Below are 23731 nucleotides of genomic sequence, written 5' to 3'. Positions count from 1 at the left end.
CGAGAATGTTATTCTCGTGACACAGAATGCAATTTCGGCGGGAGGGGTGGCGGTGGAGCGGGGTCTGAGGGGCAAGGTCGTGGTGGTGGCCGGCGCGGCGACGGGACTGGGCGCGGCCTCGGCGCGGCGGCTGGCCGCCGAAGGCGCCAAGGTCGTGGTGGCGGACGTGAACCGCGCGGGGGCCGAACAGACCGCCGCGGCCATCGTCGAGGCCGAGGGCGAAGCGGTCGCGATGCGGTTCGACATCTCCGACGACGACGCCGTCCAAGGGCTCATCGCCTCGACCGTGCGCACGTACGGGAGGCTGGACGCCGTCCACATCAACGCCGGTGACATGAGCGCGGTCTCCAAGGACACCGACGTCGTCGACATCGACCTGGAGGTCTGGGACCGCACCATCGCCGTCAACCTGCGCGGCCACATGCTCGTCACCCGCCACGCCGTGCCGAGGCTGCTGGACGGAGGCGGCGGCGCGATCGTCTACACCTCCTCCATCGCCTCCTTCGCCGGCGAGCCCAAGCGTCCCGCCTACGCGGTGACGAAGGCGGGCATCAACGCGCTGGCCCGCCATGTCGCCTCCCGCTGGGGCAAGGACGGCGTCCGCGCCAACGCCATCACCCCGGGCCTCATCCTGACCCCCGAGATCCGCGAGGGCGCGCCACCGGAGATGCTCAAGGCCATGCTCGCCCGCACCCGCAGCCCCCGCCACGGCGAGGCCGACGACGTCGCCGGAATGGTCGCCTACCTGATGTCGGACGAGGGCTCCTGGATCAACGGGCAGACCGTCAACGTCGACGGCGGCACCGTCCTGCGCTGACCGCGATGAGCACCCGGACGGCCGAGCCGGTCTGGTCCAGCCCGCTGCCCGGCCGCCCGGTCGGTTCACCGGTCGTCGCGGGCGGCGTCGTCCACCTCATCGGCCACGACGGAACGGTCATCGCGCTGGATACCGAGACCGGCCGGACCCGGTGGACGCACACGTGCGGCGAGCCGATCGGCGCCCTTCCCGACGAGGACGCGCGGATGTTCGAGGAGGAGCCCGCAATCCCGGGCGACGGCTCCCTGCTGGTCCAGACGAGCGAAACCGTGCGGCTTCTGCGCTGAGGGCCGCGGCGCGGCACTTCGGTTCCGCGGCGGTACGGTGTGTCGCACCAACGTGATCATCTGGAGACCCCGTGGCGGACCGGCCGCCGCCATACGGGCGGTGCAGGCGGACCTGGGGCGCTGAGCCTGGCAGCCGGTCAGGGGGTGAAGACCTCTGCCGTGTCGGTCAGTTCCACAGCCGCGCCGCTGGCCGTGGCCAGCGGGCCGAGCGTGATGCCTCCCGCCGCGAGTACACGTCCGTCGGCGAGCCCCACGGCTGCGAAGTCCCAGCGGCCTGTGCTCAGCCCTCCGGTTATGCTCCAGGTTCGCGCGGCCGGGTCGTAGATGAACGCCTCCCGGTATCCGACGTCCACGCAGCCGACATCGGTGCCCCCGACCACCAGCACTTTTCCGGACGGCAGCGGCACGACGCGGTGGGAGCTCAGGCCCCACGGCATGTCCTCGGCCGCGCTCCACCGGCCGGTCGCCGGGTCGTAGCGCTCGGTCGAGGACATGCTGTAGGGGCTGTAGGAGTAATCCAGGAAGATGCCCTGCCCGCCGCCGGTCAGCAGCACCGAGCCGTCCGGCAGCGGCACGGCCTCCGCGCCGAGCCGCGGCGTGACCAGGTTCCCGGTCGGCTTCCATGTTCCGCTCGCGGGATCATAGGTTTCGCAGTGCGAGATCCCGGCGCCGTCGTCTCGCGTGACGATCACCGTGCCGCCGGCCACCAGCACCCGGCCGTCCTGCAGCGGCACGGCGGGGTGCGAGGCCCGGACGTCGGTCATCGGGCCGGTCTGCGACCAGGTGCCGGTATTCGGGTCGAACAGCTCGGCCGAGTTCAGTGTCCGATAGGACTCCGCGGTGCGGATCGAGACGCCGCCCGCGACCAGCACCTTTCCGTCCGGAAGCAATGTCGCGGAGTGGAACCAGCGAGCCTGGTGCATGCTTCCGGTCGGCGTCCACGTTTCCGTTGCCGGATCGTAGATCTCGGCCGAGGCGAGTTCGCCCGGCGGCAATGAGAACGGCCCGCCGATCCCGCCGACGGCCAGGACCCGCCCGTCAGCGAGGCGGGTGAGCGTGTGCAGCCTGCGGGTCGTGGTCAGATACGCGGTGGGCTTCCAGGCATTGACGCCCGGGTCGTACACCGCCGCCTCGCCGAACGCGTTGCGCCGCGCGTCCTCCCCACCGGCCAGCAGCACGTTGCCGTTGCCGAGCAACACCGCCGTGTTCGTGGCCAGCCACGTGGCCTTCGGCAGTTCTCCCGCCGCCGACCAACTGCCTGGCACCACCCCGGCCGTGACCTTGCGCGCCGCCCTTGCCGCCCCCGTGCCCACGATGTGACCGCCTCCTCCGAGTGCCCGATACGACGATGAGTGTCTGGCATCGAGCACCTTGAGCGACATATTGAATGCTGAGGGTTAACAGTGGCGATGTGGTCAGGGTGAATTCACCAGGCGGCCGGTTGTACGGGCTGCCGAGAGCAGGCTCGACCTGTCAGGTCCGGACCTGGACTTCGTCGCCCTCGCCGAGGGCATGGGCGTCCCCGCCGCCAGGGCCGCCACCGCGGAGGAACTCGCCGCGGCGCACTTCGCCGCGGCCTTGGCCGCACCTGATCGAAGCCGTACTCGGATAGATCGACCCGATGTCGGAGTGCGGTCGTAGTGTCGACGAATGACCGATCCCGAGAACGTGCTGGAGGTCCCGAAGACGTGGCAGCGGCGGTTGCACCCGCTGCGCGGGCGGGGCCGCGCACGTCCCGTGAAGGTCGAGCGTGATTTCGACGTACTCTCCGCCAATCTGGCGAAGTGGACTGAGCGCTCCCTCTCTGACGTGGCCTGGACCCGGGGCGGGACTGAGCGCGATGAGGCGGCCGCCTTGGCCGCACCGGCACGAGCGTACTTCGACGGCGACATCACCCCGGAGAGCGCCGCGGCGGCGGCCGGGGTCACCTGCGCACACCCCCGTTTCAGGGTGCGCCAGATCTTCTTCACCGATACCTGGGCGCACAACCATGGGATCGCGTTCGCCGCGTGCGCCTTCGCGGAGTGGGCCGCGCAGACCGGCTGGCACGGGTTGCAGATCGACAGATTCGAGATCACCAGTCCGGCGAAGACCGGGGCCTCGGCGGCCGCGCACCGTCTCCGTGCGATGCTCGCGGCGGCCTCCGAAGACCAGTACCGGGACGCGGAACGGCGGCTGGCGTCCCGCCGCCGGACCCCGAGCCAACGCCTCGTGGTCTCCTACCTGCTGCCCACCCGCCGGGACTGGGTGGACGAGTGCTGTGCCGAACCCCCCGCCGACCCGGGCCGGAGGTGGATGCTGTGGAGCGTCCTGGGGGCGGCCGATCAGCTCGACCGGCTCGGCGATTGGGCTCGTTTGGACCTGCGCGATCTGCCTGCGGGGGTCCAGTTCGCCGTGGCCGCGACCGTCGGGGCCCCGTTCGCGTCCCGCCTGGCCGAGGCGCTGGCCCTGCCGCTGCTCCCGGAGAAGCGCCGCAAGGAGCTGCTGGAGATCCTGGCCGTGCTTCCGTCCGATGAAGCGTTCCGTCTCCTGCTGGATCGTCGTGCGGAACCGTTCGTGGAGACCACCCTTCCGGTGGCGATGCGGCGGTTCCCGGTACGCGCGGCCAGGATCCTGACCGACACCGCGGGCGCGGCGGACCTGCTGGAACAGCACGTCCGGGTCTTCCCCGACCTGCCCGACGGCGCCTCCGGTGAGGATGACGAGGCGGAGGCCCCGGCGAACGCTCTCCCGCCCCTGCTGGTCGACCCCCCGTGGACGCGTCCGCGCGGTGAGGACGGCCCGGCCGCCATCATCGAGGGCTTGACACCACCCGACGATCGGGGCGTGATCTGGGAGGCGGACGAACGGCAGCAGTGGCTGGAGCTCTATCACTACTACACCCTCGACCCGCCTTCGCCCGACACCGATGCCGCGACGTGGCAGGCGATGTTCGAGGACTTCCGCTCGGGAAACCGCGTCCAGGGGAAGTCGCTCGCCGTGTTCTCCCTGGCCCCCGAGGAACTCGTCCGCCCTCTGGTGCTGGAACTCGGTGCGGCCGAACAGGCGCCCAAGCTTCCCAAGGACGGCGCGCGGGCCGCGGTCGCCCGCTTCGAGCTGGACGCCTTGGCCATGGCCCTGCGGTCGGGGGACGTGCTGCCGCTGCTTCCGTTGAGAAGCCCCGCCGTCGCCCGTGTCATGGCAGACCGGCTGTTCCGGTTCACAAGCGGCGGTTCGCCGGCCTCCGCCCGCGCGCTCCTGGAGGCCCGCAAGATCGCCACGCGATGGTTCGAACGGCACGGGACGGCGGGCGCGGTGCCGCTGGTGCCCGACGCCCTCGGCGAGCCCGGGGAACGGCGGCGGGCGGCGGAGTGGGCGCTGCACCACGTCGCGGTCCGGCACGGCCGGGACGTCCTCCTCGAAACCGTCCGGGAAGTGTACGAACCCAAGATCGCGCACGCGGTGGACAGACTCCTGTCGTCCGACCGGCAGAGCCTGGTACCGCGCCGCGTGCCCAAGATCGGAGTCTGGGCCGAGCCCGCCGTGTTCCCGCGCGTGCGGCTGCGTGACAGCGTCCTGTCGCTGCCGCGCACGGCCATCAGGCATCTGCTCACCGTGCTCGCGATGACCAGGCCCTTCGACCCCGACCCCGGAGTCGAACCGGTCCGCGAACTGTGCGACCCGCGATCGCTCGCCGAGTTCGGGTGGGCGGTGTTCGAACGGTGGTGCGCGCACGGGATGCCGCCCGCGGACGGCTGGGCGCTGACCGCGCTCGGCGCGATCGGGGACGACGAGACGGTGCGGCGGCTGGCCCCCGTGATCCGGAAGTGGCCCGGTGAAGGCGGGCACGCCAGGGCCGTCAAGGGCTTGGGCGTCCTGGCCGAGATCGGCAGCGACCTCGCCCTGCTGCACCTGGACAACCTCGCGCGCACGGCTCGGCACGACGGGCTGCGGGCTGAGGCCCGCGAACGGATGAGTGCGGTCGCGGCGGAACGGCGTCTGACCAGCGAGCAACTCGCCGACCGGCTCGTGCCGGATCTGGGGCTGGAGAGCGACGGGGGCCTGACCCTCGACTACGGTCCGCGCCGCTTCGTGGTGGGTTTCGACGAGCAGCTCGTACCGTTCGTCACCGACGAGATGGGCAGGCCCCGCAAGTCCCTGCCCAAGCCCGGCGCTCGCGACGATCCCCGGCTGGCCCCGGACGCCTATCGGCGGTTCTCGGAACTGAAGAAGCTCGCGCGCAAGGCCGCCGCGGAGCAGATCGGGCGGCTGGAGGCGGCGATGCTGGCGCAGCGGCGCTGGCAGCGGGAGGAGTTCCTGTCGCGCCTGGTCGAGCAGCCGTTCATGTGGCACCTCGCGCGTCGGCTGGTGTGGTCGAGCGAGCACGAGGACGGCACCCGCACATTCTTCCGTCTCGCCGAGGACCGCACCTGCGCCGACGTGAACGACGAAGCCTTCCCGCTGAGCGCACAGGTGGGCATAGCTCATCCCCTGCACCTTCACGACACTCTCGAGATGTGGTCGGACGTGTTCGCCGACTACGAGATCGTGCAGCCGTTCGCACAGCTTGGACGGCCCGTACGCGTCCTGACCGGTGACGAGGCGGCCTCCGGACGCCTCAAGCGGTTCGACGGCGACAACGTCCCGGTCGACAGGCTGCTCGCCCTGGAACGCGCGGGCTGGGACCGCCACGCACCCGGGGGAGGCGGCTGGTCGCAGCGGATCAGCACTCCGATCTCCCGCTCCGGCAGGCGCGGCATCACGATCCGGCTGACCCCGGGCATCCAGGCCGCGGGCGCGAAATGGTCCCCGAACCAGCGGGTGGAGGTGCAGATCGACCACAAGGGCTACATGGACCCGGTACTCGTCTCCGAAGCGCTGCTCGACCTGGAACGGCTACTCGAACCGGACGACTGATGGGCGCTACAGCAACCCCAGCAGGATGCCCACGGCGTTCAACCACCACGGACCGCTCGTCTTCGCCAGAAACCACGACTCATCGAGATCATCCAGAACCTGCGCGAACGCATCACCGAGGCCCGCGCCAACGGCCGGCTCGGCGAAGTCGAAGGACTCCAGACCAGCCTCAACGCCGCCAAGGCACGACGAGGGCAATTGCAGGACGGTCACGGATGCGTCGGCGGGAAAGCTACAGCGACGCCACCAAAGCCTTAATCCGGAAAAGTGCGGCGTGACGGCAAGGGCGCGAAGCGGCATGGATAAGGCGAACCACCTTGGGTGATGGGCGGCCTGATCACGCCGAGGGCGGGTCACCGGGCGTAGGACTGAAGATGCGGCTGAGCTGGTGATCGATCAGGGTCACGGCCTGCTCGGGCGTGTGCTGTCCGAGCAGGACGCTGGCCTGCAGCCCCTCGGCTCCTGCCACCAGGAACGCGGCCTCGGCCGAGGCGTCGACCTCGGGGCGCAGCCGGCCGAGCTCCTGTGCCCCGGTGAGTAGATCGGCGATCAGGTTCTCCAACGCGGGTGGCGTCTGGTGGACGGCCGCGGCCAGGTCGGGGTCGGCCAGGAAACGCACGAAGTACGCCACGTACACCAGATGCCGGTTGCGTCGCTCCTCGTCGAGGGGGAGCAGTTCCAGCAGCACGCCGCGCACGATCGCGTGCATGCCGGGGTCCTCGCCGAGGAGCGCGATGCGTTGCCGTGCGCGCTGCTCGCCCTCGGTGTTGAGGATCTCCAGTGCGCCGAGCAGCAGCTGGCTTCGGGTGCCGAAGTAGTACTGCAGCAGCCGCGCGGAGACCCCGGCTTCGGCGGCGACCTGCCGCAAGGTCACATCTTCCAGCCCGCCGCGGGTGGCCAGCCGCCACACTGCCTCCGCGATCTGGCGGCGGCGCGCGTCGTGATCCACCTGTCGGGGCATCCGGGGTCCGTCTCTCCCATGCCGCGGCGGGCCCGCCGCACGTTGTGGTGCGAGCGTACCAATTCCTGTTATGGTGCGACTGCACCATAACGACGTGCACATCCGTGATCACACCCCTCGAGGCTGGGAGCGACTCATGAAACGCGTTACAGGTCTGGTCGGCGGCATGCTCCTTTTCGTGCTGGGAGCACAGGGCGGCATCCGACTGCTGGCCGATCACGACAACGCCGGGCTCCTGAGCTGGACTCCCGGCGGCTTCCCGATGCGGCTGTCGGGCTACGCCCTGATGATCATCGTCGGCGCGCTCCTGGCCGGCTGGGGCAGCAAGAAGGCCGAGCGAAGCGGGCGTGGCGAATGATCGGCCGTAAAAGGGCGACGATCATTGCCGTGCCAGCGTGCGTAACGGCGCTGATAGTGGGTGGGGCGCCGGTCTCTGGCGAAGACTCCGGCCCCGTCATCGCGACGGCTTCGGGCAAGGTGCGAGGGACTGTTCAGGAGGGGGTACGCCGGTTTCGTGGCATCCCGTACGCTGCCCCGCCCGTTGGTGAGTGGCGCTGGCAGCCGCCGCAGCCCGTGAGTTCCTGGACGGGGACCCGTGACGCGACGAAGGCGGGTCCGGCGTGCATGCAGCCGGAGGCGCCCGACATGCCGAAGGGCACGCCGAAAAGCGAAGACTGCCTGACCCTGGAAGTGACCACGCCGGCCAGGCCCGGCAGGGGACGGCCGGTCATGGTCTGGGTACCCGGCGGTGGTTTCCTCACCGGCGCCGGCTCGATCTATGACCCGGCCCGACTGGCCAAGGCCGGAGACGTCGTGGTGGTGACGCTCAACTACCGGCTCGGCGTGTTCGGCTTCTTCGCCCATCCCGAACTCGGTGACAGCAGCAACTTCGGCCTGCGGGACCAGGTGGCGGCGCTGCGCTGGGTGCGCGCCAACATCGCCGCGTTCGGTGGCGATCCCGGCCAGGTCACCCTGGCCGGAGCCTCGGCCGGCGCCATGAGCACCTGCACCCTCATGACCTCACCGGCCGCCCGCGGCCTCTTCCAGCAGGCGATCGTCCAAAGCGGCTCGTGCCTGACCAGCCACCCGGCCGGAGCGATGGGCACGGGCGTCGGCGCGATCTCGTCCTGGCACCCGATCAGCACCATCCGGGACACCGGTCAGGCTCTGGCCGAGCAGCTGTCCTGCGCCGACGTGGCCTGCCTGCGCCGCAAGACCGCCGGTGAGCTGCTGCCACACACCGCCCGGTTCCCGCTGCTCGCCTACGGCACCGGCCTCGTTCCGCAGGAGCCGGCCAAGGTGTTCGCCACTGGTAAGCAGGCGGCCGTGCCGCTTGTGCAAGGCAACACCCACGACGAGCACGTGGAGTTCACGTTGGCCGTCCACCCAGAGGGCATCACCGCCCGTCAGTATGCGGCCATGCTGAAGACCGCCTTCGGGGCGGCCGCGCCGCGCGTCGAACGGCAGTACCCGGCGCGACGGTTCCGCTCTCCCTCCGCGGCAGCCAGCCGGGTGTTCAGCGACAGCGGCTGGATCTGTCCCTCCTGGAAGTCCGGCCGTCAGCACGCGAGGAAGGCGCGGACCTACACCTACGTCTTCGCCGACCCGTCCGCGCCTACCCCCAGCGGACAGCCCCTGCCCGCCCACGTCCGGCCCGCCACCGCGCACGGAGCTGAGACGTCCTACCTGTTCGACTTCCCGGACGCCCCCCGGCTCACCGCCCACCAGCAACGCCTGGCCGACCAGCTCGTCGGCTACTGGACCCGATTCATCAGAACCGGCGACCCCAACGGCGGGCACAGCATGACCTGGCCCCGTCTCGATACGGCGAACACAGCGCTCAAGCTCGCTCCAGAGGCTGTACGACCGATCAACGTAAAGACCACCCACCACTGCGGCCTCTGGTTTTGACAGCAGTCCGTCAGCAGCGCCCGCTTGCTCGGCCGGCATTATCCATATCCGGTGTGCGTCGTCGACCAGCGCATGCCGGGGCCATGTACTCCAGGTTCGTGCGGTTGGTGATGCCGTGGCCGATAGCGGTCGATCGAGGGGACGGGCCGCAATTGCTTTTTGCGGCGCGCTACCGTGCCGGTCACGTCGCTGATCTTGAGCGTGGGGAGAGCGATGCTCCTTGCGGCGGGCGGCTGGTCCCAAGAGAAGATTCCCGCGCCAGCGGGCCGAGCCCTCGGGAGAGCGCGCCATGTCCGGACCCCAGCCCGCGGCACAACCCCCATCCCAATCAGGCGGCAGCGTGTGGGGCTGCCTGGCGCTCCTGCTGGTCGCGGCCGTGGTGGCGGGTGGTGGCGGCTACTGGTACTGGTCTTCGAACAAGGACCACATCGACAAGGTGGCGGTCGGTGACTGCCTTCGCCAGGCCGCAGGTGACCAGGAGTCGCCGTACCGCATCGTGTCATGCAGCGATAGTGGGGCCGCCTACAAGGCGCTCAAGCTTCTGCCGTCGTCCCAGGGCTGCCGTGAAGTCGCCGGCGCGTCCCGGCAGGTGAACAACGAGAACAACACGGTGTGCATGGGTGAAAAGGACGTCGATCCGGCCAAGGCGGTCAACGTTGCCAAGGAAGGCGACTGCCTGAGCGCTTCCGACTCCCAGGCCGAGCGGCTCGATTGCTCCTCCCCGCAAGCGCGGTACAAGGTCCTCAAGCGACGGACCAACGTGCTGAACACTGACGCAAGGCGCGCCTGCGCCGGCGTGCCCGGCGCGGTCAGCGCCTACAACTGGAACTGGGAGTCAGAGGGCAAGTTCAACTCCGTCTCCAAGATGAACGTCGAAGTCCTCCTGTGCCTGGGCAAGAAGTAGCCGAGATAGCACCCGGGCCTCCGCGCAGATGGTCTTCTTTCGCGTACGCCGATCGTGCCGACCGGTCGGAGTTGTCGGATCCACCGCACCGTTCTACCGTCCGGCCGGCTGGAGTCCAGGGTGAGGCGCGGTTCAGCGCCTCACCCCAGGAGCCTTGGTCCTTACTCTCTACTGTTCCGCTGGTGACACGCCGACGAGCGGCTTGGTGATGAGGGCAATGGGGAGGAAGAAGCCGAACTGGGCGATCACCATGGTGAGCGTGGCGAGCGCCTTGTCGTCGTAGTGTTCGGACACCTGGGCGATGAGGTCCTCAGGGACGCGCTCACCGTCCGGGTTGGGGGTGAAGACGGCCTCCACCAGTGCCAGCGCGGCCCGCTCGGCGTCGGTGAAGTAGGAGGGCGCGTCCCGCCAGGTCGCCACGGCGGTGATCCGCTCCTCCGTTTCCCCGGCCTTGCGGAGGGCGTCGGTGTGCCGGATGGTCTGGTAGGTGCTGTAGGCGATTTGTCCGGCGCGCAGATGCACCAGGCTGATGGTGGTCCGCGGGATCGACCGGTTCCCAGTGGCCTTGAACAGGGCGGTGCCGATCTCGGTCACCTCGGGAATGAAATCGCCGATGTCAGGCAGCCGGAATGGGAGCTTCGACTGCGCGTTGGTCGTGGAAGTGGTCATGGTGGGTCTTCCTTTCTGGATCCCAGCGTTGCGTCACTGCCGGCACGGATTGGCACTGGTGGACGATTGATTTCCGCGCGATGACAGGGCCGCGTTGATCCGCTCACCAGCAGGCGTTGTGCGCGCCGCCCGCGCCGGACCCGCCCTCCCCGGCGATCACGGCGGCGAACTCCTCGCGCACCGTCTCGTGGCCATCGGCCACGTTGCGGATAGGGCGATCTTGCTCATCGTGTGCTGCTCCGATCAGCACGTTGACGATGTGTTCGGAGTCATGACGTACCGGGCGCGCTGAGTGGGACCGGATCGTCGGTCACATTTCGAAGAGTCTGGTCGTCATCGGTGTAAAGCACCCATGTTGAGGAGTGACCTTGGACGAGCGTGACTTTCTGGCCGAGCGCTTCGAAGGGCACCGCGCATCTGAGGGCGGTGGCGTACTCGATGCTCGGTTCCCTGGCCGAGTCCGACGACGCCGTCCAGGAGGCGTGGTTGCGGCTGGCGCGCTCAGAGCGCGGCGACATCGACAACCTCGGCGGTTGGCTGACCACGGTGGTCGGCCGGATCTGCGTGGACATGTTGCGCACACGCCGGCTGCGCCGCGAGGACCCGCTGGAGTCACGTCTGCCGGACCCGGTGGTCAGCGAGGAGACCGGCAATCCTGAACGACAGGCGCTGATCGCCGACTCGGTGGGCCTGGCGCTGCTGGTGGTGCTGGAGTCGCTGAGCCCGGCCGAACGACTGGCCTTCGTCCTGCACGACGTGTTCGACGTGCAGTTCGAGCAGATCGCCCCGATCATCGACCGCACACCGGTCGCGGCCAGGAAACTGGCCGGCCGTGCCCGCCGGCGGGTGCGAGGCGCGGTTCCCGACCCGGACCCGGATCCGGTTGCTCAGCGCCGCGTGGTTGACGCCTTCCTTGCCGCCGCCCGCAGCGGCGACTTCGACGCTCTGCTGGCCGTCCTCGACCCCGATGTCGTACTGCGCGCCGACAGCGGAACACCGCTCCCCGGCGGCGGCCTGAGGATCCTGATCGGCGCCGAAGCAGTGGCCGGCCAGGCTGCCGGCTTCCAGGGCCTGGCCTCCGTCTGCACCATCCGGCCCGTTCTGATCAACGGGACGGCCGGGCTGGTCAACACCATCGACGGCGCGCTCGTCTCGAGCATCGGCTTCACGGTCACAAGCAGAGAATCGCCACGATCGACATGCTGTCCGACCCCGAGCGACTGGCCCACCTCGACCTCCCCGGCCTAGAGCGCTAAGTCGGCTCATCCGCTACCTCTCGACGGAGCGCGGGGCGCACTGATCGGGCTGGGCGCGGAGCTGAGCGGCAAGGAGCCGGAGGTTCCCGAGCCGGTGGCGGTAGTGGCGCTGCCGGACGATGACCTGTCGCGGGTTGCGGCGGCCGCCGGCCTTAAGGTTTCCCCGTGGCCTACCGTTACGCGGTCGTTCGAGAGAACTATGAGCACCTGGCCAGCGGTGGGGTGCTGCATTCAGCGCCCGGCTTTCCCGCCTTCCCGGTGCGGCTGGCCAGCGAGATGTTCCAGCGTGCCCTGGCGCTGCGCCGGGAGCGTGCGGCCATGGTGTGGGATCCGTGCTGCGGCAGCGGCTACCTGCTGACCGTGCTGGGATTGCTGCACCGCCGCCAGATCACCGCCGTGCTGGGCACCGACATCGACCCCGCGGCGCTGCGTCTGGCCGAACAGAACCTGGGCCTGCTGGACGAGGCCGGGCTGACGGCCCGGGCCGCCGATCTGGACGCGCGGGCCGAACGCTGGGACAAACCCTTCTACGCCGCCGCGGCCCAGGCGGCCCGACGGCTCGCGGGCGGGCTGCCGGCGGGGCAGGGCGCTGTGCCGCATGCCCTGCGCCGAGCCGATGTGTTCGACCCCGACCAGCTTCGCCAGGCGCTGGACGGTCGCCGTCCCGGCCTGGTGATCACCGACGTCCCCTACGGGGAGCAGACCGACTGGCGCGGCCCCGGCGGCGCGTCCGGGACCGCGGGCATGCTGCGGGCCTTGGGGGCGGTGCTGCCGGAGGACGCCGTGATCGCTGTCGCGGTCCGCGGCCGCAGGCTGCGGCTGGACGACGGTCCCCGTGCCGACGCCTCGTTCCGGATCGGCACCAGAGCCGTCGCCCTGTTCCGCGCCCGGCCCACCCCAGCCCACTGACCGGACCGCGTGCCGGAAAAGCAGAGCCAGGTACGGGAAACGTACGACACCACGCATCCACCAGCAAGGCCACGGGAAAGCATGGACCCTTCCGCGGAGGGGCGGGCCTTCACTCGTGGGGGCAGGGACTCCCACTGGCGTTGGACGGGCCGTTGCCCGGGTATTCGTGGTAATGGTCGCTGATCAGTCCGAGGAACATGACAGACAGCGAAGCGATGGCGATGGCGATGGCTGCGACGACCATCGCCCAGATGGGCTTACGGCCACCGACGGTGAGAACGACGATGAGCAGTGCCATTCCCAGGACAGAGAGCACCATCGCCCCGACCGGCAGCGCGAAGGGGTGACCCTTGATGTAAGGCGTCACCGGGTCTTCCTTGCAGGCGGCCATCATTTTGCGCCAGGCGGCATCCGTAAGCACGGCATAGACCACCACACCCGCCGGCCCCATCAGGCTTAGTAGGAGCGTCACCAGGTACGGCTTCTTCCATGACTTGGCGAACGCCCTGGCCCGGGTACGCGTTGTCGGCTCTGCCATCGCCCTTCCGCTCCCTCCGCATGATCTGCCGTCGGGATCTGGGACGTCCCTGACGCGCCCCGGGTTGGGACGTGTCAGGCCGATCTCACGCCGGGAAGTAAGGGCAACGCGGCCGAGCCGATGCTGACAGCCCCTACCGCCGACCGCCGTAGTCGAGTTCAGGCATCTCGGTCTTGTCCAGCTCGATGAGCGCCTGGTTGAACTCAGGCGACTGGAGGAGGCCGGGAATGGACATCAGGTCGTAGCCGCGGATGGTGGCGGCGCCGGATTCTATGTCGGCGTACATGCGCTGACGGGCACCCATGGTGTCGCCGAAGGTGTCCCACCAGCCTCGTTCGGCGGCCTCTGCGGCGATGGTAATGATCTTCTGTCGCCTGTCGTCGGGCACGTCCAGGACGTCGAGGATCTTGATGACCACGGCGACGTCGGGACGGCCGCGGGCGTTCTCCATTCTGGAGATCTTCATGCGGGATCGGTGGAGCAGGCGGGACAGGGCCTCGGCGGTCAGGCCACGCTCCTCGCGGAGGGTGCGGAGTTCGGTGGCGAGGCGGCGCCGGCGCACGAAGGGGCTGGTCATCTGGGCCTCCCTGGGGGTGGAGGACGGGCTACCTACTCTGTGTTATCACGTCGAAACCGAACGTGTTGGCGATTGCTAGCGTGTTCGAAAGGGCGGATGCATCGGAACGTTCGCGCGGTTAACGTTCAGATTGTGGGCGTGCTACTTCGCGGGGAGGGAGGGGAAAGTGGCGCTCTTCCGGGACGGCCCCGGTCGTTCTGGTGACGATGAAGGCGGAACGTCCCCGCTTCAGCCCGTGAGGTGATCAATGCTGCTTGCCGTGCCCGTTTCCGCCGATTCCGAGGCGCCGCTGTACTGGCGGCGCGAGTTCCGGGGCGAGCCCGCTGAGGTGCGGGTCGTCCGGGCCTTCGCCGCGCATCTGCTGGACGGCTTTCCGGCCCTGGACGACGTCCTCCTCGTCCTGGACGAGCTGGTCGTCAACGCCCTCCGGCACACGCGGTCGGGGCAGGACGGCGGATGCTTCGCGGTGGGGGTGCGGTGGGACGCGGTCGAGGTGACAACCTGGGTCTCCGACGAGGGAGGTCCCGGGGAGCCTTGCGTTCGCGGTCCTGTTGATGTCGAGGAGCTCGACGTGCTGCCGGAGTGCGGGCGGGGCCTGCTGACCGTGGACGCGCTGGTCACTCGGTGGTCATGGACGGGGGACTTCCGGGGCCGTACGGTGCGCGCGTGCTTCGCGTACGACGAGGCCGGACAGGGCCACGCCGATCGCTCCTGACAGGACGTGGCCGGCCGTCGAATAGTCGGGCAGCCAGCCGTACCAGGTGGCGGCGGTCAAGGGATAAAGGACCGCGACCACGGCCCAGGGGAGGCGCGCCCATTTGGGGAGCAGCCAGGTCACCGCGCCGATGGCGCCGATGGAGCCGAAGCTGACGCCGTAGTCGAGGTCGTGCCGGACCTCGTCTGGGTAACGGCCCGTGTGGACGGCAAAAGCGACGACGGCCAGAACGAGAAGTGTGGCGAGGACGTGGACCGTCGCGAAAATGCCGAAGGCGCGGATCATGCCCAGACGGTATTCCAGCCAGGTCAGGCAGACGGCTATGCCCAGTCCCACGATGAGGATCTGGTCCAGTACGGTGCCGGACGTGTCGACGACCAGGGCGCTGGCCATGAGGCGGAACGGTGCCGTCCAGTTCATGGCGGCCAGGTTCGTGCTGATGGCTTCTAGGACGCGCTGCCGCTCGTCCGAGGAAAGGACGCGGAAGACGATGATGTGCGTCGCCAGCAGGAGGACCAGATAAGAGGCGGTGCCCTGGCAACGGCGCAGATATCGCATCCGCTTTACCTTAGTTGTCGGGCGTGACGGAGCGCACCATCTCGGCGGTCAGCTTCCTCACGCGGAACGCGTGGAGGCAGGGAGTCACGCCCAGGAAGCCGGGCGTCATTACTACGGACGTGATGGGTTCTAAACAGGTTGGGCAGGGTGGGGGCGCGCTCTTGTGGAAGGTGCCGAGCGGTGGTTCCAGCAGTGGCATGGCCTTGCGGAGACTGAGTCTCGCAGGCCTGTTCGAAGCCGTTCGGCCTCGGCTCTCCTGGCGGCCTCCTTCTCGTCCTGAGCCGCGGCATACGCCGGATTCAGCTTCCTGCGCAGGGTCTCCCAGGCGACGAAGGCGGCTATGAGTCCGGCGATGGCGAGGCTGAAGAAGAGGGGGCCGTCCCAGTAGGCGTCCCGGCCTACGGCGAACTGGGCGTCCTGGGACGCGCGGCAGATGATGCGGCGGTCACGCGGTCATCAGGGATGGCGTTGCTCTTGAAGGTTTCCATCGTGACGGTCGCGGTCCCCGAGGCGAACCGCTGCGCGATCTTGCCGCTGCCCGTGAGGCGTTGGTACGCCGCCTCGGCCATGAGAAAAGCGAGAGGGGTCACGAAGACCGCGAACACTGTCCACGCCACGATCTGCACTGCGCGCTCGCCGCGCGTAGCCGCCATGGTGGACATGATCGACGAGGCTTTCCCGGCCGTCCAGGGCTTGCGTCCGGTGGGCTTGGTCGGTTCGATTTCGTTATGAGCTTGAGCGTGGATGTGTTCGTGTTGGACGGAAGAGGGGAGATGTCGCTGCTCGACGCGGAGCCCGGTTCGGATCTCGCCGGGTTCGAGCGCACGCGGGCCAGTCTGTGGGGTTCGGAGGCCGTCCGTTCGCTCGGGGCGCGGTTCCTGCCGGTCCTGGACGGTGAGGACCTGTACGTCATGCCGGGAGACGTTGGTGATTTCCTCGCCGAATGCGCGTTGGTGCGCGACAACATCGGAACTGTTGCGGCCGCCACGAAATGGGACGGGGAGTTCATCTCCCGTCGGCTCGGCAACATCATCGACGCGGCCCGGCGGGCGGAGAGCGTTGGGGGCGGAGTCGTGGTTTGGTGACTCAGCGCAGGGTGCGCAGCAGCATTGGAAGGGAGCTGTGCAGTTCTCGCTTCCAGTACGACGGGTCGTGACCGGGACGCTCGCCGCGGATCCGCGGCTGTCACACGGGGACTACGCGTGGGCGCGGGACCACAGGGACTGCCAGCCGCCCGCGTTCAGCCACGTCGCCGGCACGCGCAGGCCGTGCTCGGCGACGCGATCCCAGAACACCCCGGTGTCGGCGCCCAGTTCGCGCGCGTCGGGCAGGGCCTGCTGCCAGGGGCCGTCCTCGTCGTCGAGGGTGGACGGTGGGAACCCGGGGACGGTGGTGGTCTTCGGCGGCGTGACGGGGGCGAGGTCGATCGCGGGCGCGCCGCAGGTGACGTGGACGGTGAGCGCGCAGAGCATCGGCACGGTGGTGCGGCGGGTCGCCGAGCGCAGCACGGCCGGGTCGCCGTCCAGGACGAGGCGCCCGATCGCCGCCCGCATCCGCAGCCCGACCAGGCCCATCGAGTAGGCGGGCGCGACCCGCGGATCGCGGGCGAGCTTGCGCAGTGACGCGGGCAGCGGGCCGGGGCCGGTGAGCAGCTCCAGTTGCCCGAAGCGGTCACGGAGTGCGGGATCGAGCGCCCGCAGCGCCGTGTCCATCGGACGGATCCCGGTCAACTCCCACAGGTCGGCGAGATCGGCGCCGCTCGCGAGCGCGTTCCGGCAGGTGTTGGCGAGCGGTCCGGAGCCCAGGCGCCGCAGCCGGGTCAGCGTCGCGAACGGCGCGTCGTCGTTCGAGAGCGCGGCCAGGACGCGGGCGGCCCGGGAGGTGAACTCGTCGGTCCAGGCCCGTTCGGCGGGCCCTGCCAGCGCGGGCCCGGCGTCCTGGAGCAGCCGGGGCCGCGGGCTCCGGCGCACCGGGCGGACGGGCTCGGCCTCCTCCGGGAGGGGCGGGTCGGGGACGCTGGCCGGGATCTTGGCCACCCAGCCGCGCAGCACCCGTTCCAGATCGGGATCGGGATCCTCGTTGAACCGCGCCGCGATCTCCGTGATGTGCCAGCCGCGAGCCCGCATCCAGAGCGGCGACAGCTCCATATTGACCAGGATCCGGCCGTCCTCGCCGTGCAGGGCCACCAGGCCGCACCGGCCCGCCAGCGCGTCGTGGACGTATGCCGGGCCGGCGATGCAGTTGCCCATGTAGTTCGACCACTCGGCCAGCATTCGGGCGCTGCGGGCCAGCCGGATCCGGGCGCCGCCGGTGCCCGGGACGACCGTTCCGTCCAGGGCCGTCAGCGCCGGGGGCACCGCGAACTCCCCGCCGAGCGCCTCGCTGATCTCCGCGTCGGCCAGCAGGTCCGCGGCGAATGCCTCCCAGGTCCGTGCCCCGCGGCGCGGTGCGTTGCCGCCGCCGAGCGCCGCGAGTTGCGCGGCGCCGGACACGGCCCGTGCGACCGAGTCGTACCTGGGGGCGAGCGGATCGGCCTCGTCCGGGACCGGGTCCGTATCCAGCCACGGCGCCTCCAGCTCGGGGCGGACCTTGGCGGCGTCATGCCCGTACAGCGCCGCCAGCGCGTCCGCGAGGTCGGCGAACCACAGCAGGTCGCCCACCTCCTCCTCGCCGCCCTTCTCCGGGTCGGCGAGCCGGGTCGCCGGCAGTTCCCTCCGGCCCAATATGGCCTGCCCATAGCCGGGGACTTCGTTCCAGTCGGCGAGCGGCCGCGCGGGGGAGCGGTCGACCTGCTCGCGCCACTCCCCCAGGGGTTCATCGGCCCAGCTGTGCAGCTGCCCCTCGGGGACGTTCAGGTCGCCGCGCAGCACGGCCCCGATCGTCTCGACGCTCAGCCGGCCGTAATCGCGGGCGCGTGCCAGGCGCTGCCGGAAATAGGCCGCGAACTTGTCTTCGTCCTCCGGCTTCCGCGGCGCGTCCAGCTTCTGCACGATCTGGCACACGTAGGCGCCGGGCCGAGCGGGCAGTCCGGGCGACTTCGGCTCCTTCCACCCCGGCCACTCGCGGTCCGACCGGGCGACCATATTCGCCGTCGCGCGCAGGATCGGCTCCGAACGCGCCAGCCCCTCGCGGGTGCCGTGGTCGGCCACGGCGACCGCGGTGCGCAGGAGAGCGGTCGCGGACAGCGCGTCCTCCAGGACCCGCAGCAGCACGCCGAACCAGTAGTGCCCTTCCGGCTGCCACCGCGCGGCCTCGGCGAGGGAGGGCTCATGTTTGCCCAGCGCTCGGCGCAACGTTTTCAGGAGCACCTCGTCCTCGAAGTGGGCGCGGCGCTTGCGCAGGTCGTCCAGGCGGTCCTGGCGGCCCTGCGTGGACAGCAGCCGGGCGCGCCGGGCCAGCCGGGCGTGATGCGCGGACACCCGGTCCCACAGGTCGAGCAGCAGCTCCAGGCGGCGCGGCCCCGGGACGGGCTCCAGCACCCGCCGCAGATCGGCGGCCAGCACCGACGGTCGCCCGCCCGCGATCAGGTCGGCGCCGCCGGGCGCCTCCAGCGCCAGCACCCGTTCGAGCTGCTCGGGGCCGAGCACGTCGCTGGCCGCCGCGGCCAGGTGGAGCGCCGACCAGCGGCCCTCCTCGATTGCCCGCGCGGCCGCCGCGCCTACGCGCTTGGTGACGGCGGGCCCGAACAGCGCCACCAGGAACCCGGCCCGGTCGCCTAGCCGCCCGGAACCCGCCACGCCCAGCACCTTCAGTGCCGCCAGGACGGCGTCACGCTGGTCGCCGCGCGCACCGTCCAGGCGTGCCGACCGGAACCCGCCGCCGAGGTCGACGCCCGCGCCGGCGGCCACGCTCCCGCCGTCCCGGACCAGGCGTTCCAGCTCCGCGACCGCCTTCCGGACGTCCTCGCCGTCCGCCTCCGCCGGGCCCAGCGCGATGGCCGCGCCGGGCGCCGCCTCGTCCTCGTCCTCCAGCCGGACCGCTCCGTGCCGCGGGACGGGGATCCACGCGGCCGTCCCGGGCGCGGCCACCACGCCGTTCGCGAGCCGAAGTCTCATCCGGCCCATTGTTCATCGACCGGCAAGTCCGGCCAAAGGGATTTCCAGATCAGGAGATGCAGAACTCGTTGCCTTCCGGGTCGTTCATGACCGTCCAGGAATGACCGAACTCGTCGCGGTCCGCGATCCGCTTGGCGCCCAGGCCGATCAGGCGGGCGATCTCGGTCTCGCGGTCGCCGCCCGAGTGCAGGTCGAGGTGCGTCCGGTTCTTCACCGTCTTCTTCTCCGGGACGAGGATGAAGAACAGGCCCGGCGTCCCGGCGGGCCGGTCCTTCTCGGTGAGGCCGATCGAGGCGAAGAAGTCGGTCGGTTCGGGGTCGAGCGGGCGGCCCAGCGCCGCCGACCAGAAACGGGCGGCGGCGGCCACGTCCTCGCAGTCGAAGGTCACGTTGACGATGCGCACGGACATTTCCGAGGGTCCTTTCTCGATTCTTTCAAGGGTCAGGCGACCGGCCACTGGATCTCGGTGCGGAAGCCGTCCGGGTCGGGCGTCTCGTCCCAGCTCACGAGGTACACCTCGCGCACCGGGCCGGGCCCGGGCTCGGCGTTCTCGGCCACCCACGCCCCCAGCCGGCGGTAGGCGCCGTCGATCGACTCGTACGGTCCCGCGTGCACCGCGACGGCGACCCGGGCGGCCGGGATCTCGCCGAGCAGCACCCGGCCGCGCTCGCCCGGCAGCGACACCGGCCCGGCCAGCGGCAGGTACGCCTCGACCTCGACCGGATCGTCGGGGAACTCGGGCGGATAGAGCGCCCCGCTGGGCCCGGACGGCTCCAGGCCCAGCCGCTTGGCGAGCTGCCCCAGCTCGGCGTAGGCCGGTCCGAGGAACGCGGAGAAGTCGTCATGGCGCACCTCGCCCCGGATCGCGAGGGTGTGCCCCGCCGGGACGTCCCGCAGATGCACGGGCGTGTGCTCGGACGGCCGCTCCACCCCCTCCTGGAGCTCGGCCACGATGCGGGCCGTCTCCTCCAGGCGCTTGCGCATCACCCGGGCGTGCTCGGCCAGCACCTCCCGGGTCACCTCGGGATCGCGGGCCGCCAGCACCTCCCGTACCCGCTCCAGCGGCAGGTCGAGCGAGCGCAGCCGCCGGATCACGGCCGCGTCGGTGAGCTGCGCCGGGTGGTAGGCGCGGTACCCCGTACGCGGGTCGACGCTGGCCGGCACCAGGATGCCGGCCTCGTGGTAGGCCCGCAGCATCTTGATCGACAGCATGCTGGCGCGCGAGAACGCACCGATCGCCAGGTAGGGATCGCTCACGGCAAGGACCCTCCTCTCTCCCTCTGGGGGAGAGTCAACCTCAGGCGGTGAGCGCCTCCGCCAGGGCCAGGCCGCAGTACGCGGCGGCCAGGCCCGCGGCGATCGAGGCGGCGGCGTTGAACAGCGCGAACATGCGCGCCCCCTCCTCGGCCAGCCGCAGCGTCTCGTACCCGAACGTGGAGTAGGTGGTCAGCGCGCCGCAGAAGCCCGTCCCGGCCAGGGCCATCGCCCCCTTCCCGGCGGGCAGCGCGGCCAGGAAGCCGAGCAGGGCGCAGCCGGCGATGTTGACGATCAACGTGCCCCAGGGGAAGACCGTGTCGTGGCGGGCCTGGACGGCGCGGTCCACCAGGTAGCGCAGCGGGGCGCCCAGCGCGGCGCCGACCGCGACCAGCAGCGGCGTCACCGCTCGTCCCGGCCGGTGTACCGGACGACCTCGACCGGATCGAGGACGACCAGGCCGTCCCGGACCAGCTCGTCCAGCTGCGGCAGGAAGGCGCGGATCCGGTCCTCGGCGTCCACGATGACGATCGCGATCGGCAGGTCCTCCGACAGCGACAGGATCCGGGCGGTGTGGACGCGGCTGGAGGCGCCGAACCCCTCGATGCCGCGCAGCACGCTGGCGCCCGCCAGCCCGGCGGCGCGGGCGCGGGCCACGATCTCGTGGTAGAGCGGGCGGTGCCGCCACCGGTCGCCCTCCCCGACGAAGATCGTCAGCCGTAGCGCGGGGCCCGCCGACCTCATGATCGCGCCCTCCCGGTCAGCCGGCGGGTCGCCCGGGTCCCGGCGAAGACGGCGATCAGCGCGCACGCGGGCGTCAGGCCCAGATAGAGCAGCGCCGTCCGCGCCTGGCCGTCTTGGAACGCCCGCTGCGCGTCCACCGCGTAGGTGGAGAACGTGGTGTAGCCGCCGAGCACCCCGATGCCCAGGAACGGGCGGGTCAGCGGATGCGCCTGCCAGACCTCGGTGATCGCCGCCATCAGCGCGCCGATGAGCAGGCAGCCGGACACGTTGATCAGGAACGTCGCCCACGCGAACCCCGCGGGGGCGGGCCCGAACGCCGTCGAGATCCCGTACCGGGCCAGGGACCCCAGGATCCCGCCCGCCGAGATCACCCCCAGGGTCGCCCAGAGCGGCCGCTCCTCCACGCCGTCCTCCTACCCCGTTTCATCCCGGCAAAGGATCGCACGCGGGCGAATCGAAGACCCCAGGAGGGGAAGGGCGCCTGAAAAGGACACCATGTCCGGGCAGTCACGATTTTGAGGGGGAGCGGTGAGCGAAGCCGACGACGTCAGGGAATCCGCCCTCCCGCTCGAATACGATTCCGACCTCGACCCCCTCATGGACCGCATCGGCGACGCCCGCTGCGTCCTCCTGGGCGAGGCCACCCACGGCACGCACGAGTACTACGCCTGGCGGGCCGCCGTGACCAGGAGGCTGATCAGCGAACGCGGCTTCTCCTTCGTGGCCGTGGAGGGCGACTGGCCCGACTGCTGGGAGGTCAACGCCAGCGTCACCCGCGCCCCCGGGGCCCCGGAAGACCCCAAGACCGTCCTGGACGCGTACCGCCGCTGGCCCACCTGGATGTGGGCCAACCAGGAGACCGTGAACTTCTGCCGCTGGCTGCGCGACCGCAACGAGCCCGGCCGGCCGCCGGTGGGCTTCTACGGCCTGGACGTCTACAGCCTCTGGGAGTCGCTGCGCGCCATCATCACCCACCTGGCCCAGCACAAGCCCGAATACGTCGACAGGGCGATGGCGGCCTACCGCTGCTTCGAGCCGTTCGGGGAGGACCCGAAGGCGTACGCGTGGAAGCTGAGCCCCGGCGACTGCGCGGAAGAGCTCCTGGCCCTCCTCACCCGGCTGCGCCGCCCGGTCACCGCCGACCCCACCGGTGATCTCAACGCCCGCCAGAACGCCGAGGTCGCCGCGAAGGCCGAGGAGTACTACCGGACCCTGCTCGACGGCGGCCCGCGATCGTGGAACATCCGCGACACCCACATGGCCGACACCATCGACCGCCTCCTGGACCACCACGGCCGCGGCGCGCGCGCCGTGATCTGGGCGCACAACTCCCACATCGGCGACGCCCGCGCCACGTCCATGGCGGAGACCGGGATGGTGAACCTGGGGCAGTTGGCCCGCGAACGGTACGGCCGCGACCAGGTCGTCGCCGTCGGGTTCGCCGGGGGCGGCGGCGAGGTGGTCGCCGCCGCCCGCTGGGGCGCCCCGCTGGAGGTCATGAACGTGCCGCGGCCGCGGACCGGCTCGGTCGAGGCGCTACTGGCCGAATCGGGCCTGGACCACGGCCTGTTCATCTTCGCCGACCGGCCGGACGCCTCCTGGCTGACCGCGTCCCGCGGCCACCGCGCCATCGGCGTCGTCTACGACCCGACCCGGGACCACCGCAACTACGTCCCCGGCAGGCTCGGCGACCGCTACGACGCGCTGTGCTGGTTCCGCCGGACCTCGGAGCTGGAGCCCCTGCACCGCGAGGCCGTCAGCCACGACGAGCTGGAAACCCTCCCGTCGGGCGTCTGAACGGGCTCAGCCGTCCCAGGCACCGGCGGCGGCCGCCGCCTTCGCGAACGCGGCGAAGCCGCGGGGCTCGCGGCCGAGGGCCTGCCGGACGCCGTCGGAGATGTGGGCGTCCAGGCCGTTCCTGATGGGGGCGACCGCGTCGGCGAAGTCTTGCGCGTCGGGTTCCGCCCACCCCTCCTTGACCAGCTCGGCGACGAACTCCTCCGGCGTCAGCGGAACGTAGCGGACCGGCCGCCCGGTGGCCTCGGAGATCTCGGCGGTGGCCTCGGCCATCGTGAGGGCGCGTGGGCCGGACAGCTCGTAGATCCGCCCCGCGTGGCCGTCCTCGGTGAGCGCGGCGGCGGCCACGGCCGCGATGTCCTCGGCGTCGACGAACGACGCGGCGCCGTCCCCCGCCGGGATCCTGATCTCGCCGGCGCGCACCGCGTCCTGGAAGAAGCCCTCGCTGAAGTTCTGCGCGAACCAGCCCGGCCGCACGATCGTCCAGGTGGTGCCGTCGAGGTCCCGGACCGCGCGCTCGCCCTCGATGTGGGTCGCGGCGAGCGGGCTGTCCTCGGCGCCGTAACCGGGCACGTCCACGCCGCGGCCCGACAGGAGGACGACGCGTTCCGCGCCGAGGCGCACGGCGCGTTCGACGAGCGGCCCGGTGAGGGTCTCGCCGTCGAGCGGCACGACGAACACGGCCCGCACGCCCTCCAGGGCCGGGGCCCAGGTGGCGCGGTCGGTCCAGTCGAAAGGGTGCTCCCCGGACCGCGACGCGGCGCGCACCGGCGTTCCCTGGGCGCGCAGCAGGGACGCCACCCGGCGGCCGGTCTTGCCCGTGCCGCCGAGGATCAGAATCGGTTTCTCAGTCATGATCCTCAGTGAAGCCGCCCCGGGTGAG

General features: G+C 70.8%; 25 protein-coding genes and 1 pseudogene. 11 read left to right on the top strand and 15 right to left on the bottom strand.

What is annotated here, in order from left to right; genetic code table 11:
- Positions 1-52: 52 nt before the first annotated feature.
- Positions 53-817: an SDR family NAD(P)-dependent oxidoreductase gene (locus tag ABD340_RS26635; RefSeq protein ID WP_344592502.1), complete on the top strand. Its 765-nt coding sequence runs from the start codon at positions 53-55 to the stop codon at positions 815-817.
- 5 nt (positions 818-822) lie between these two features.
- Positions 823-1104 carry an outer membrane protein assembly factor BamB family protein gene (locus ABD340_RS26630; protein ID WP_344592501.1) on the top strand — a complete coding sequence of 94 codons (282 nt, stop codon included), beginning with the start codon at positions 823-825 and terminating at the stop codon, positions 1102-1104.
- A gap of 137 nt (positions 1105-1241) precedes the next feature.
- Here the strand turns inward: ABD340_RS26630 and ABD340_RS26625 are convergent, their stop codons facing one another.
- Entirely contained in the window at positions 1242-2417 is a 1176-nt protein-coding gene (locus ABD340_RS26625; RefSeq protein WP_344592500.1) for a Kelch repeat-containing protein, read from the bottom strand.
- 337 nt (positions 2418-2754) lie between these two features.
- On the opposite strand from ABD340_RS26625, the gene ABD340_RS26620 reads away from it, so the two are divergent.
- Positions 2755-6000, top strand: coding sequence for a DUF4132 domain-containing protein (locus ABD340_RS26620; RefSeq protein WP_344592498.1), 3246 nt, complete (start codon positions 2755-2757; stop codon positions 5998-6000).
- Between the two features lie 6 nt (positions 6001-6006).
- Here the strand turns inward: ABD340_RS26620 and ABD340_RS26615 are convergent, their stop codons facing one another.
- Together ABD340_RS26615 and ABD340_RS26610 are read right to left on the bottom strand one after the other, a co-directional pair.
- Positions 6007-6213: a hypothetical protein gene (locus ABD340_RS26615; protein WP_344592497.1), complete on the bottom strand. Its 207-nt coding sequence runs from the start codon at positions 6211-6213 to the stop codon at positions 6007-6009.
- 124 nt (positions 6214-6337) lie between these two features.
- The gene (locus tag ABD340_RS26610) at positions 6338-6961 is read right to left on the bottom strand and encodes a TetR/AcrR family transcriptional regulator (RefSeq protein ID WP_344592495.1); all 624 of its coding nucleotides are present in this window, start codon (positions 6959-6961) and stop codon (positions 6338-6340) included.
- Positions 6962-7097: 136 nt separating this feature from the next.
- On the opposite strand from ABD340_RS26610, the gene ABD340_RS26605 reads away from it, so the two are divergent.
- The 3 genes from ABD340_RS26605 (at position 7098) to ABD340_RS26595 (ending at position 9776) form a co-directional block, all read left to right on the top strand.
- A complete protein-coding gene (locus ABD340_RS26605; RefSeq protein ID WP_344592493.1) occupies positions 7098-7319 on the top strand; it encodes a hypothetical protein in 222 nt (73 codons plus the stop codon).
- On the top strand, positions 7316-8872 hold the full coding sequence (locus ABD340_RS26600) for a carboxylesterase/lipase family protein (RefSeq protein WP_344592492.1): 1557 nt from the start codon (positions 7316-7318) through the stop codon (positions 8870-8872). The genes ABD340_RS26605 and ABD340_RS26600 overlap by 4 nt, the downstream gene beginning before the upstream one ends.
- Before the next feature lie 289 nt (positions 8873-9161).
- Positions 9162-9776 (top strand): LppU/SCO3897 family protein, encoded by a 615-nt coding sequence (locus tag ABD340_RS26595; protein WP_344592490.1) that lies wholly within the window; start codon positions 9162-9164, stop codon positions 9774-9776.
- A gap of 168 nt (positions 9777-9944) precedes the next feature.
- Here ABD340_RS26595 and ABD340_RS26590 read toward each other — a convergent pair whose 3' ends face one another.
- Complete coding sequence (locus ABD340_RS26590; protein WP_344592489.1) at positions 9945-10445, bottom strand: carboxymuconolactone decarboxylase family protein; 501 nt, start codon at positions 10443-10445, stop codon at positions 9945-9947.
- A gap of 368 nt (positions 10446-10813) precedes the next feature.
- On the opposite strand from ABD340_RS26590, the pseudogene ABD340_RS26585 reads away from it, so the two are divergent.
- Positions 10814-11701 (top strand): annotated as a pseudogene (locus ABD340_RS26585) (sigma-70 family RNA polymerase sigma factor).
- 165 nt (positions 11702-11866) lie between these two features.
- On the top strand, positions 11867-12610 hold the full coding sequence (locus ABD340_RS26580) for an rRNA methyltransferase (RefSeq protein WP_344592487.1): 744 nt from the start codon (positions 11867-11869) through the stop codon (positions 12608-12610).
- A gap of 109 nt (positions 12611-12719) precedes the next feature.
- Here the strand turns inward: ABD340_RS26580 and ABD340_RS26575 are convergent, their stop codons facing one another.
- Positions 12720-13148, bottom strand: coding sequence for a hypothetical protein (locus ABD340_RS26575; protein ID WP_344592486.1), 429 nt, complete (start codon positions 13146-13148; stop codon positions 12720-12722).
- A gap of 133 nt (positions 13149-13281) precedes the next feature.
- Positions 13282-13725 (bottom strand): Scr1 family TA system antitoxin-like transcriptional regulator, encoded by a 444-nt coding sequence (locus tag ABD340_RS26570; protein ID WP_344592484.1) that lies wholly within the window; start codon positions 13723-13725, stop codon positions 13282-13284.
- Positions 13726-13972: 247 nt separating this feature from the next.
- Here ABD340_RS26570 and ABD340_RS26565 point away from each other — a divergent pair, with 247 nt between their 5' ends.
- The gene (locus ABD340_RS26565; protein ID WP_344592483.1) at positions 13973-14440 is read left to right on the top strand and encodes an ATP-binding protein; all 468 of its coding nucleotides are present in this window, start codon (positions 13973-13975) and stop codon (positions 14438-14440) included.
- Here the strand turns inward: ABD340_RS26565 and ABD340_RS26560 are convergent.
- Together ABD340_RS26560 and ABD340_RS26555 are read right to left on the bottom strand one after the other, a co-directional pair.
- A complete protein-coding gene (locus tag ABD340_RS26560; RefSeq protein WP_344592482.1) occupies positions 14354-14998 on the bottom strand; it encodes a rhomboid-like protein in 645 nt (214 codons plus the stop codon). The two genes, ABD340_RS26565 and ABD340_RS26560, sit on opposite strands and share 87 nt — an antisense overlap.
- 398 nt (positions 14999-15396) lie before the next feature.
- The gene (locus ABD340_RS26555; RefSeq protein ID WP_344592481.1) at positions 15397-15660 is read right to left on the bottom strand and encodes a hypothetical protein; all 264 of its coding nucleotides are present in this window, start codon (positions 15658-15660) and stop codon (positions 15397-15399) included.
- A 111-nt stretch (positions 15661-15771) separates the two neighbouring features.
- On the opposite strand from ABD340_RS26555, the gene ABD340_RS26550 reads away from it, so the two are divergent.
- Entirely contained in the window at positions 15772-16083 is a 312-nt protein-coding gene (locus ABD340_RS26550; RefSeq protein ID WP_344592480.1) for a hypothetical protein, read from the top strand.
- A gap of 111 nt (positions 16084-16194) precedes the next feature.
- Here ABD340_RS26550 and ABD340_RS26545 read toward each other — a convergent pair whose 3' ends face one another.
- From ABD340_RS26545 to ABD340_RS26520, 6 genes are read right to left on the bottom strand one after another with little or no spacing between them, the layout of a single operon-like run.
- Positions 16195-19053 (bottom strand): hypothetical protein, encoded by a 2859-nt coding sequence (locus ABD340_RS26545; protein ID WP_344592479.1) that lies wholly within the window; start codon positions 19051-19053, stop codon positions 16195-16197.
- A 49-nt stretch (positions 19054-19102) separates the two neighbouring features.
- Positions 19103-19462, bottom strand: coding sequence for a VOC family protein (locus ABD340_RS26540; RefSeq protein WP_344592477.1), 360 nt, complete (start codon positions 19460-19462; stop codon positions 19103-19105).
- Positions 19463-19494: 32 nt separating this feature from the next.
- Positions 19495-20310 (bottom strand): MerR family transcriptional regulator, encoded by an 816-nt coding sequence (locus ABD340_RS26535; protein WP_344592475.1) that lies wholly within the window; start codon positions 20308-20310, stop codon positions 19495-19497.
- 40 nt (positions 20311-20350) lie between these two features.
- Positions 20351-20713 (bottom strand): fluoride efflux transporter CrcB, encoded by a 363-nt coding sequence (gene crcB, locus ABD340_RS26530; protein ID WP_344592473.1) that lies wholly within the window; start codon positions 20711-20713, stop codon positions 20351-20353.
- Positions 20710-21051 (bottom strand): DUF190 domain-containing protein, encoded by a 342-nt coding sequence (locus ABD340_RS26525; protein ID WP_344592472.1) that lies wholly within the window; start codon positions 21049-21051, stop codon positions 20710-20712. Before ABD340_RS26525 ends, crcB begins: the two co-directional genes overlap by 4 nt.
- The gene (locus ABD340_RS26520; protein WP_344592471.1) at positions 21048-21455 is read right to left on the bottom strand and encodes a fluoride efflux transporter FluC; all 408 of its coding nucleotides are present in this window, start codon (positions 21453-21455) and stop codon (positions 21048-21050) included. The genes ABD340_RS26525 and ABD340_RS26520 overlap by 4 nt, the downstream gene beginning before the upstream one ends.
- Positions 21456-21579: 124 nt before the next feature.
- Between ABD340_RS26520 and ABD340_RS26515 the strand changes: the two genes are divergently transcribed.
- The gene (locus ABD340_RS26515; protein WP_344592470.1) at positions 21580-22848 is read left to right on the top strand and encodes an erythromycin esterase family protein; all 1269 of its coding nucleotides are present in this window, start codon (positions 21580-21582) and stop codon (positions 22846-22848) included.
- Positions 22849-22854: 6 nt separating this feature from the next.
- Here ABD340_RS26515 and ABD340_RS26510 read toward each other — a convergent pair whose 3' ends face one another.
- Positions 22855-23703 (bottom strand): NmrA family NAD(P)-binding protein, encoded by an 849-nt coding sequence (locus tag ABD340_RS26510; protein ID WP_344592469.1) that lies wholly within the window; start codon positions 23701-23703, stop codon positions 22855-22857.
- Between the last annotated feature and the right edge of the window lie 28 nt (positions 23704-23731).

This window comes from Actinomadura vinacea (assembly GCF_039532545.1).
Taxonomy (GTDB): Bacteria; Actinomycetota; Actinomycetes; order Streptosporangiales; family Streptosporangiaceae; genus Spirillospora; species Spirillospora vinacea.
Note: the sequence above shows the minus strand (reverse complement) of the source record. Positions and strands in the feature narration are given on the sequence as shown.

What these genes read in the sequence shown, in the direction of transcription:
- ABD340_RS26600 (WP_344592492.1), top strand. Translation starts at nt 7,316, where the DNA reads ATGATCGGCCGTAAAAGGGCGACGATCATTGCCGTGCCAGCGTGCGTA.
- ABD340_RS26590 (WP_344592489.1), bottom strand. Translation starts at nt 10,445, where the DNA reads ATGACCACTTCCACGACCAACGCGCAGTCGAAGCTCCCATTCCGGCTG.
- ABD340_RS26620 (WP_344592498.1), top strand. Translation starts at nt 2,755, where the DNA reads ATGACCGATCCCGAGAACGTGCTGGAGGTCCCGAAGACGTGGCAGCGG.
- ABD340_RS26540 (WP_344592477.1), bottom strand. Translation starts at nt 19,462, where the DNA reads ATGTCCGTGCGCATCGTCAACGTGACCTTCGACTGCGAGGACGTGGCC.
- ABD340_RS26605 (WP_344592493.1), top strand. Translation starts at nt 7,098, where the DNA reads ATGAAACGCGTTACAGGTCTGGTCGGCGGCATGCTCCTTTTCGTGCTG.
- ABD340_RS26550 (WP_344592480.1), top strand. Translation starts at nt 15,772, where the DNA reads ATGTCGCTGCTCGACGCGGAGCCCGGTTCGGATCTCGCCGGGTTCGAG.
- ABD340_RS26575 (WP_344592486.1), bottom strand. Translation starts at nt 13,148, where the DNA reads ATGGCAGAGCCGACAACGCGTACCCGGGCCAGGGCGTTCGCCAAGTCA.
- ABD340_RS26570 (WP_344592484.1), bottom strand. Translation starts at nt 13,725, where the DNA reads ATGACCAGCCCCTTCGTGCGCCGGCGCCGCCTCGCCACCGAACTCCGC.
- ABD340_RS26630 (WP_344592501.1), top strand. Translation starts at nt 823, where the DNA reads ATGAGCACCCGGACGGCCGAGCCGGTCTGGTCCAGCCCGCTGCCCGGC.
- ABD340_RS26555 (WP_344592481.1), bottom strand. Translation starts at nt 15,660, where the DNA reads ATGTCCACCATGGCGGCTACGCGCGGCGAGCGCGCAGTGCAGATCGTG.
- ABD340_RS26610 (WP_344592495.1), bottom strand. Translation starts at nt 6,961, where the DNA reads ATGCCCCGACAGGTGGATCACGACGCGCGCCGCCGCCAGATCGCGGAG.
- ABD340_RS26565 (WP_344592483.1), top strand. Translation starts at nt 13,973, where the DNA reads ATGCTGCTTGCCGTGCCCGTTTCCGCCGATTCCGAGGCGCCGCTGTAC.
- ABD340_RS26510 (WP_344592469.1), bottom strand. Translation starts at nt 23,703, where the DNA reads ATGACTGAGAAACCGATTCTGATCCTCGGCGGCACGGGCAAGACCGGC.
- ABD340_RS26525 (WP_344592472.1), bottom strand. Translation starts at nt 21,051, where the DNA reads ATGAGGTCGGCGGGCCCCGCGCTACGGCTGACGATCTTCGTCGGGGAG.
- ABD340_RS26545 (WP_344592479.1), bottom strand. Translation starts at nt 19,053, where the DNA reads ATGAGACTTCGGCTCGCGAACGGCGTGGTGGCCGCGCCCGGGACGGCC.
- ABD340_RS26560 (WP_344592482.1), bottom strand. Translation starts at nt 14,998, where the DNA reads ATGCGATATCTGCGCCGTTGCCAGGGCACCGCCTCTTATCTGGTCCTC.
- ABD340_RS26595 (WP_344592490.1), top strand. Translation starts at nt 9,162, where the DNA reads ATGTCCGGACCCCAGCCCGCGGCACAACCCCCATCCCAATCAGGCGGC.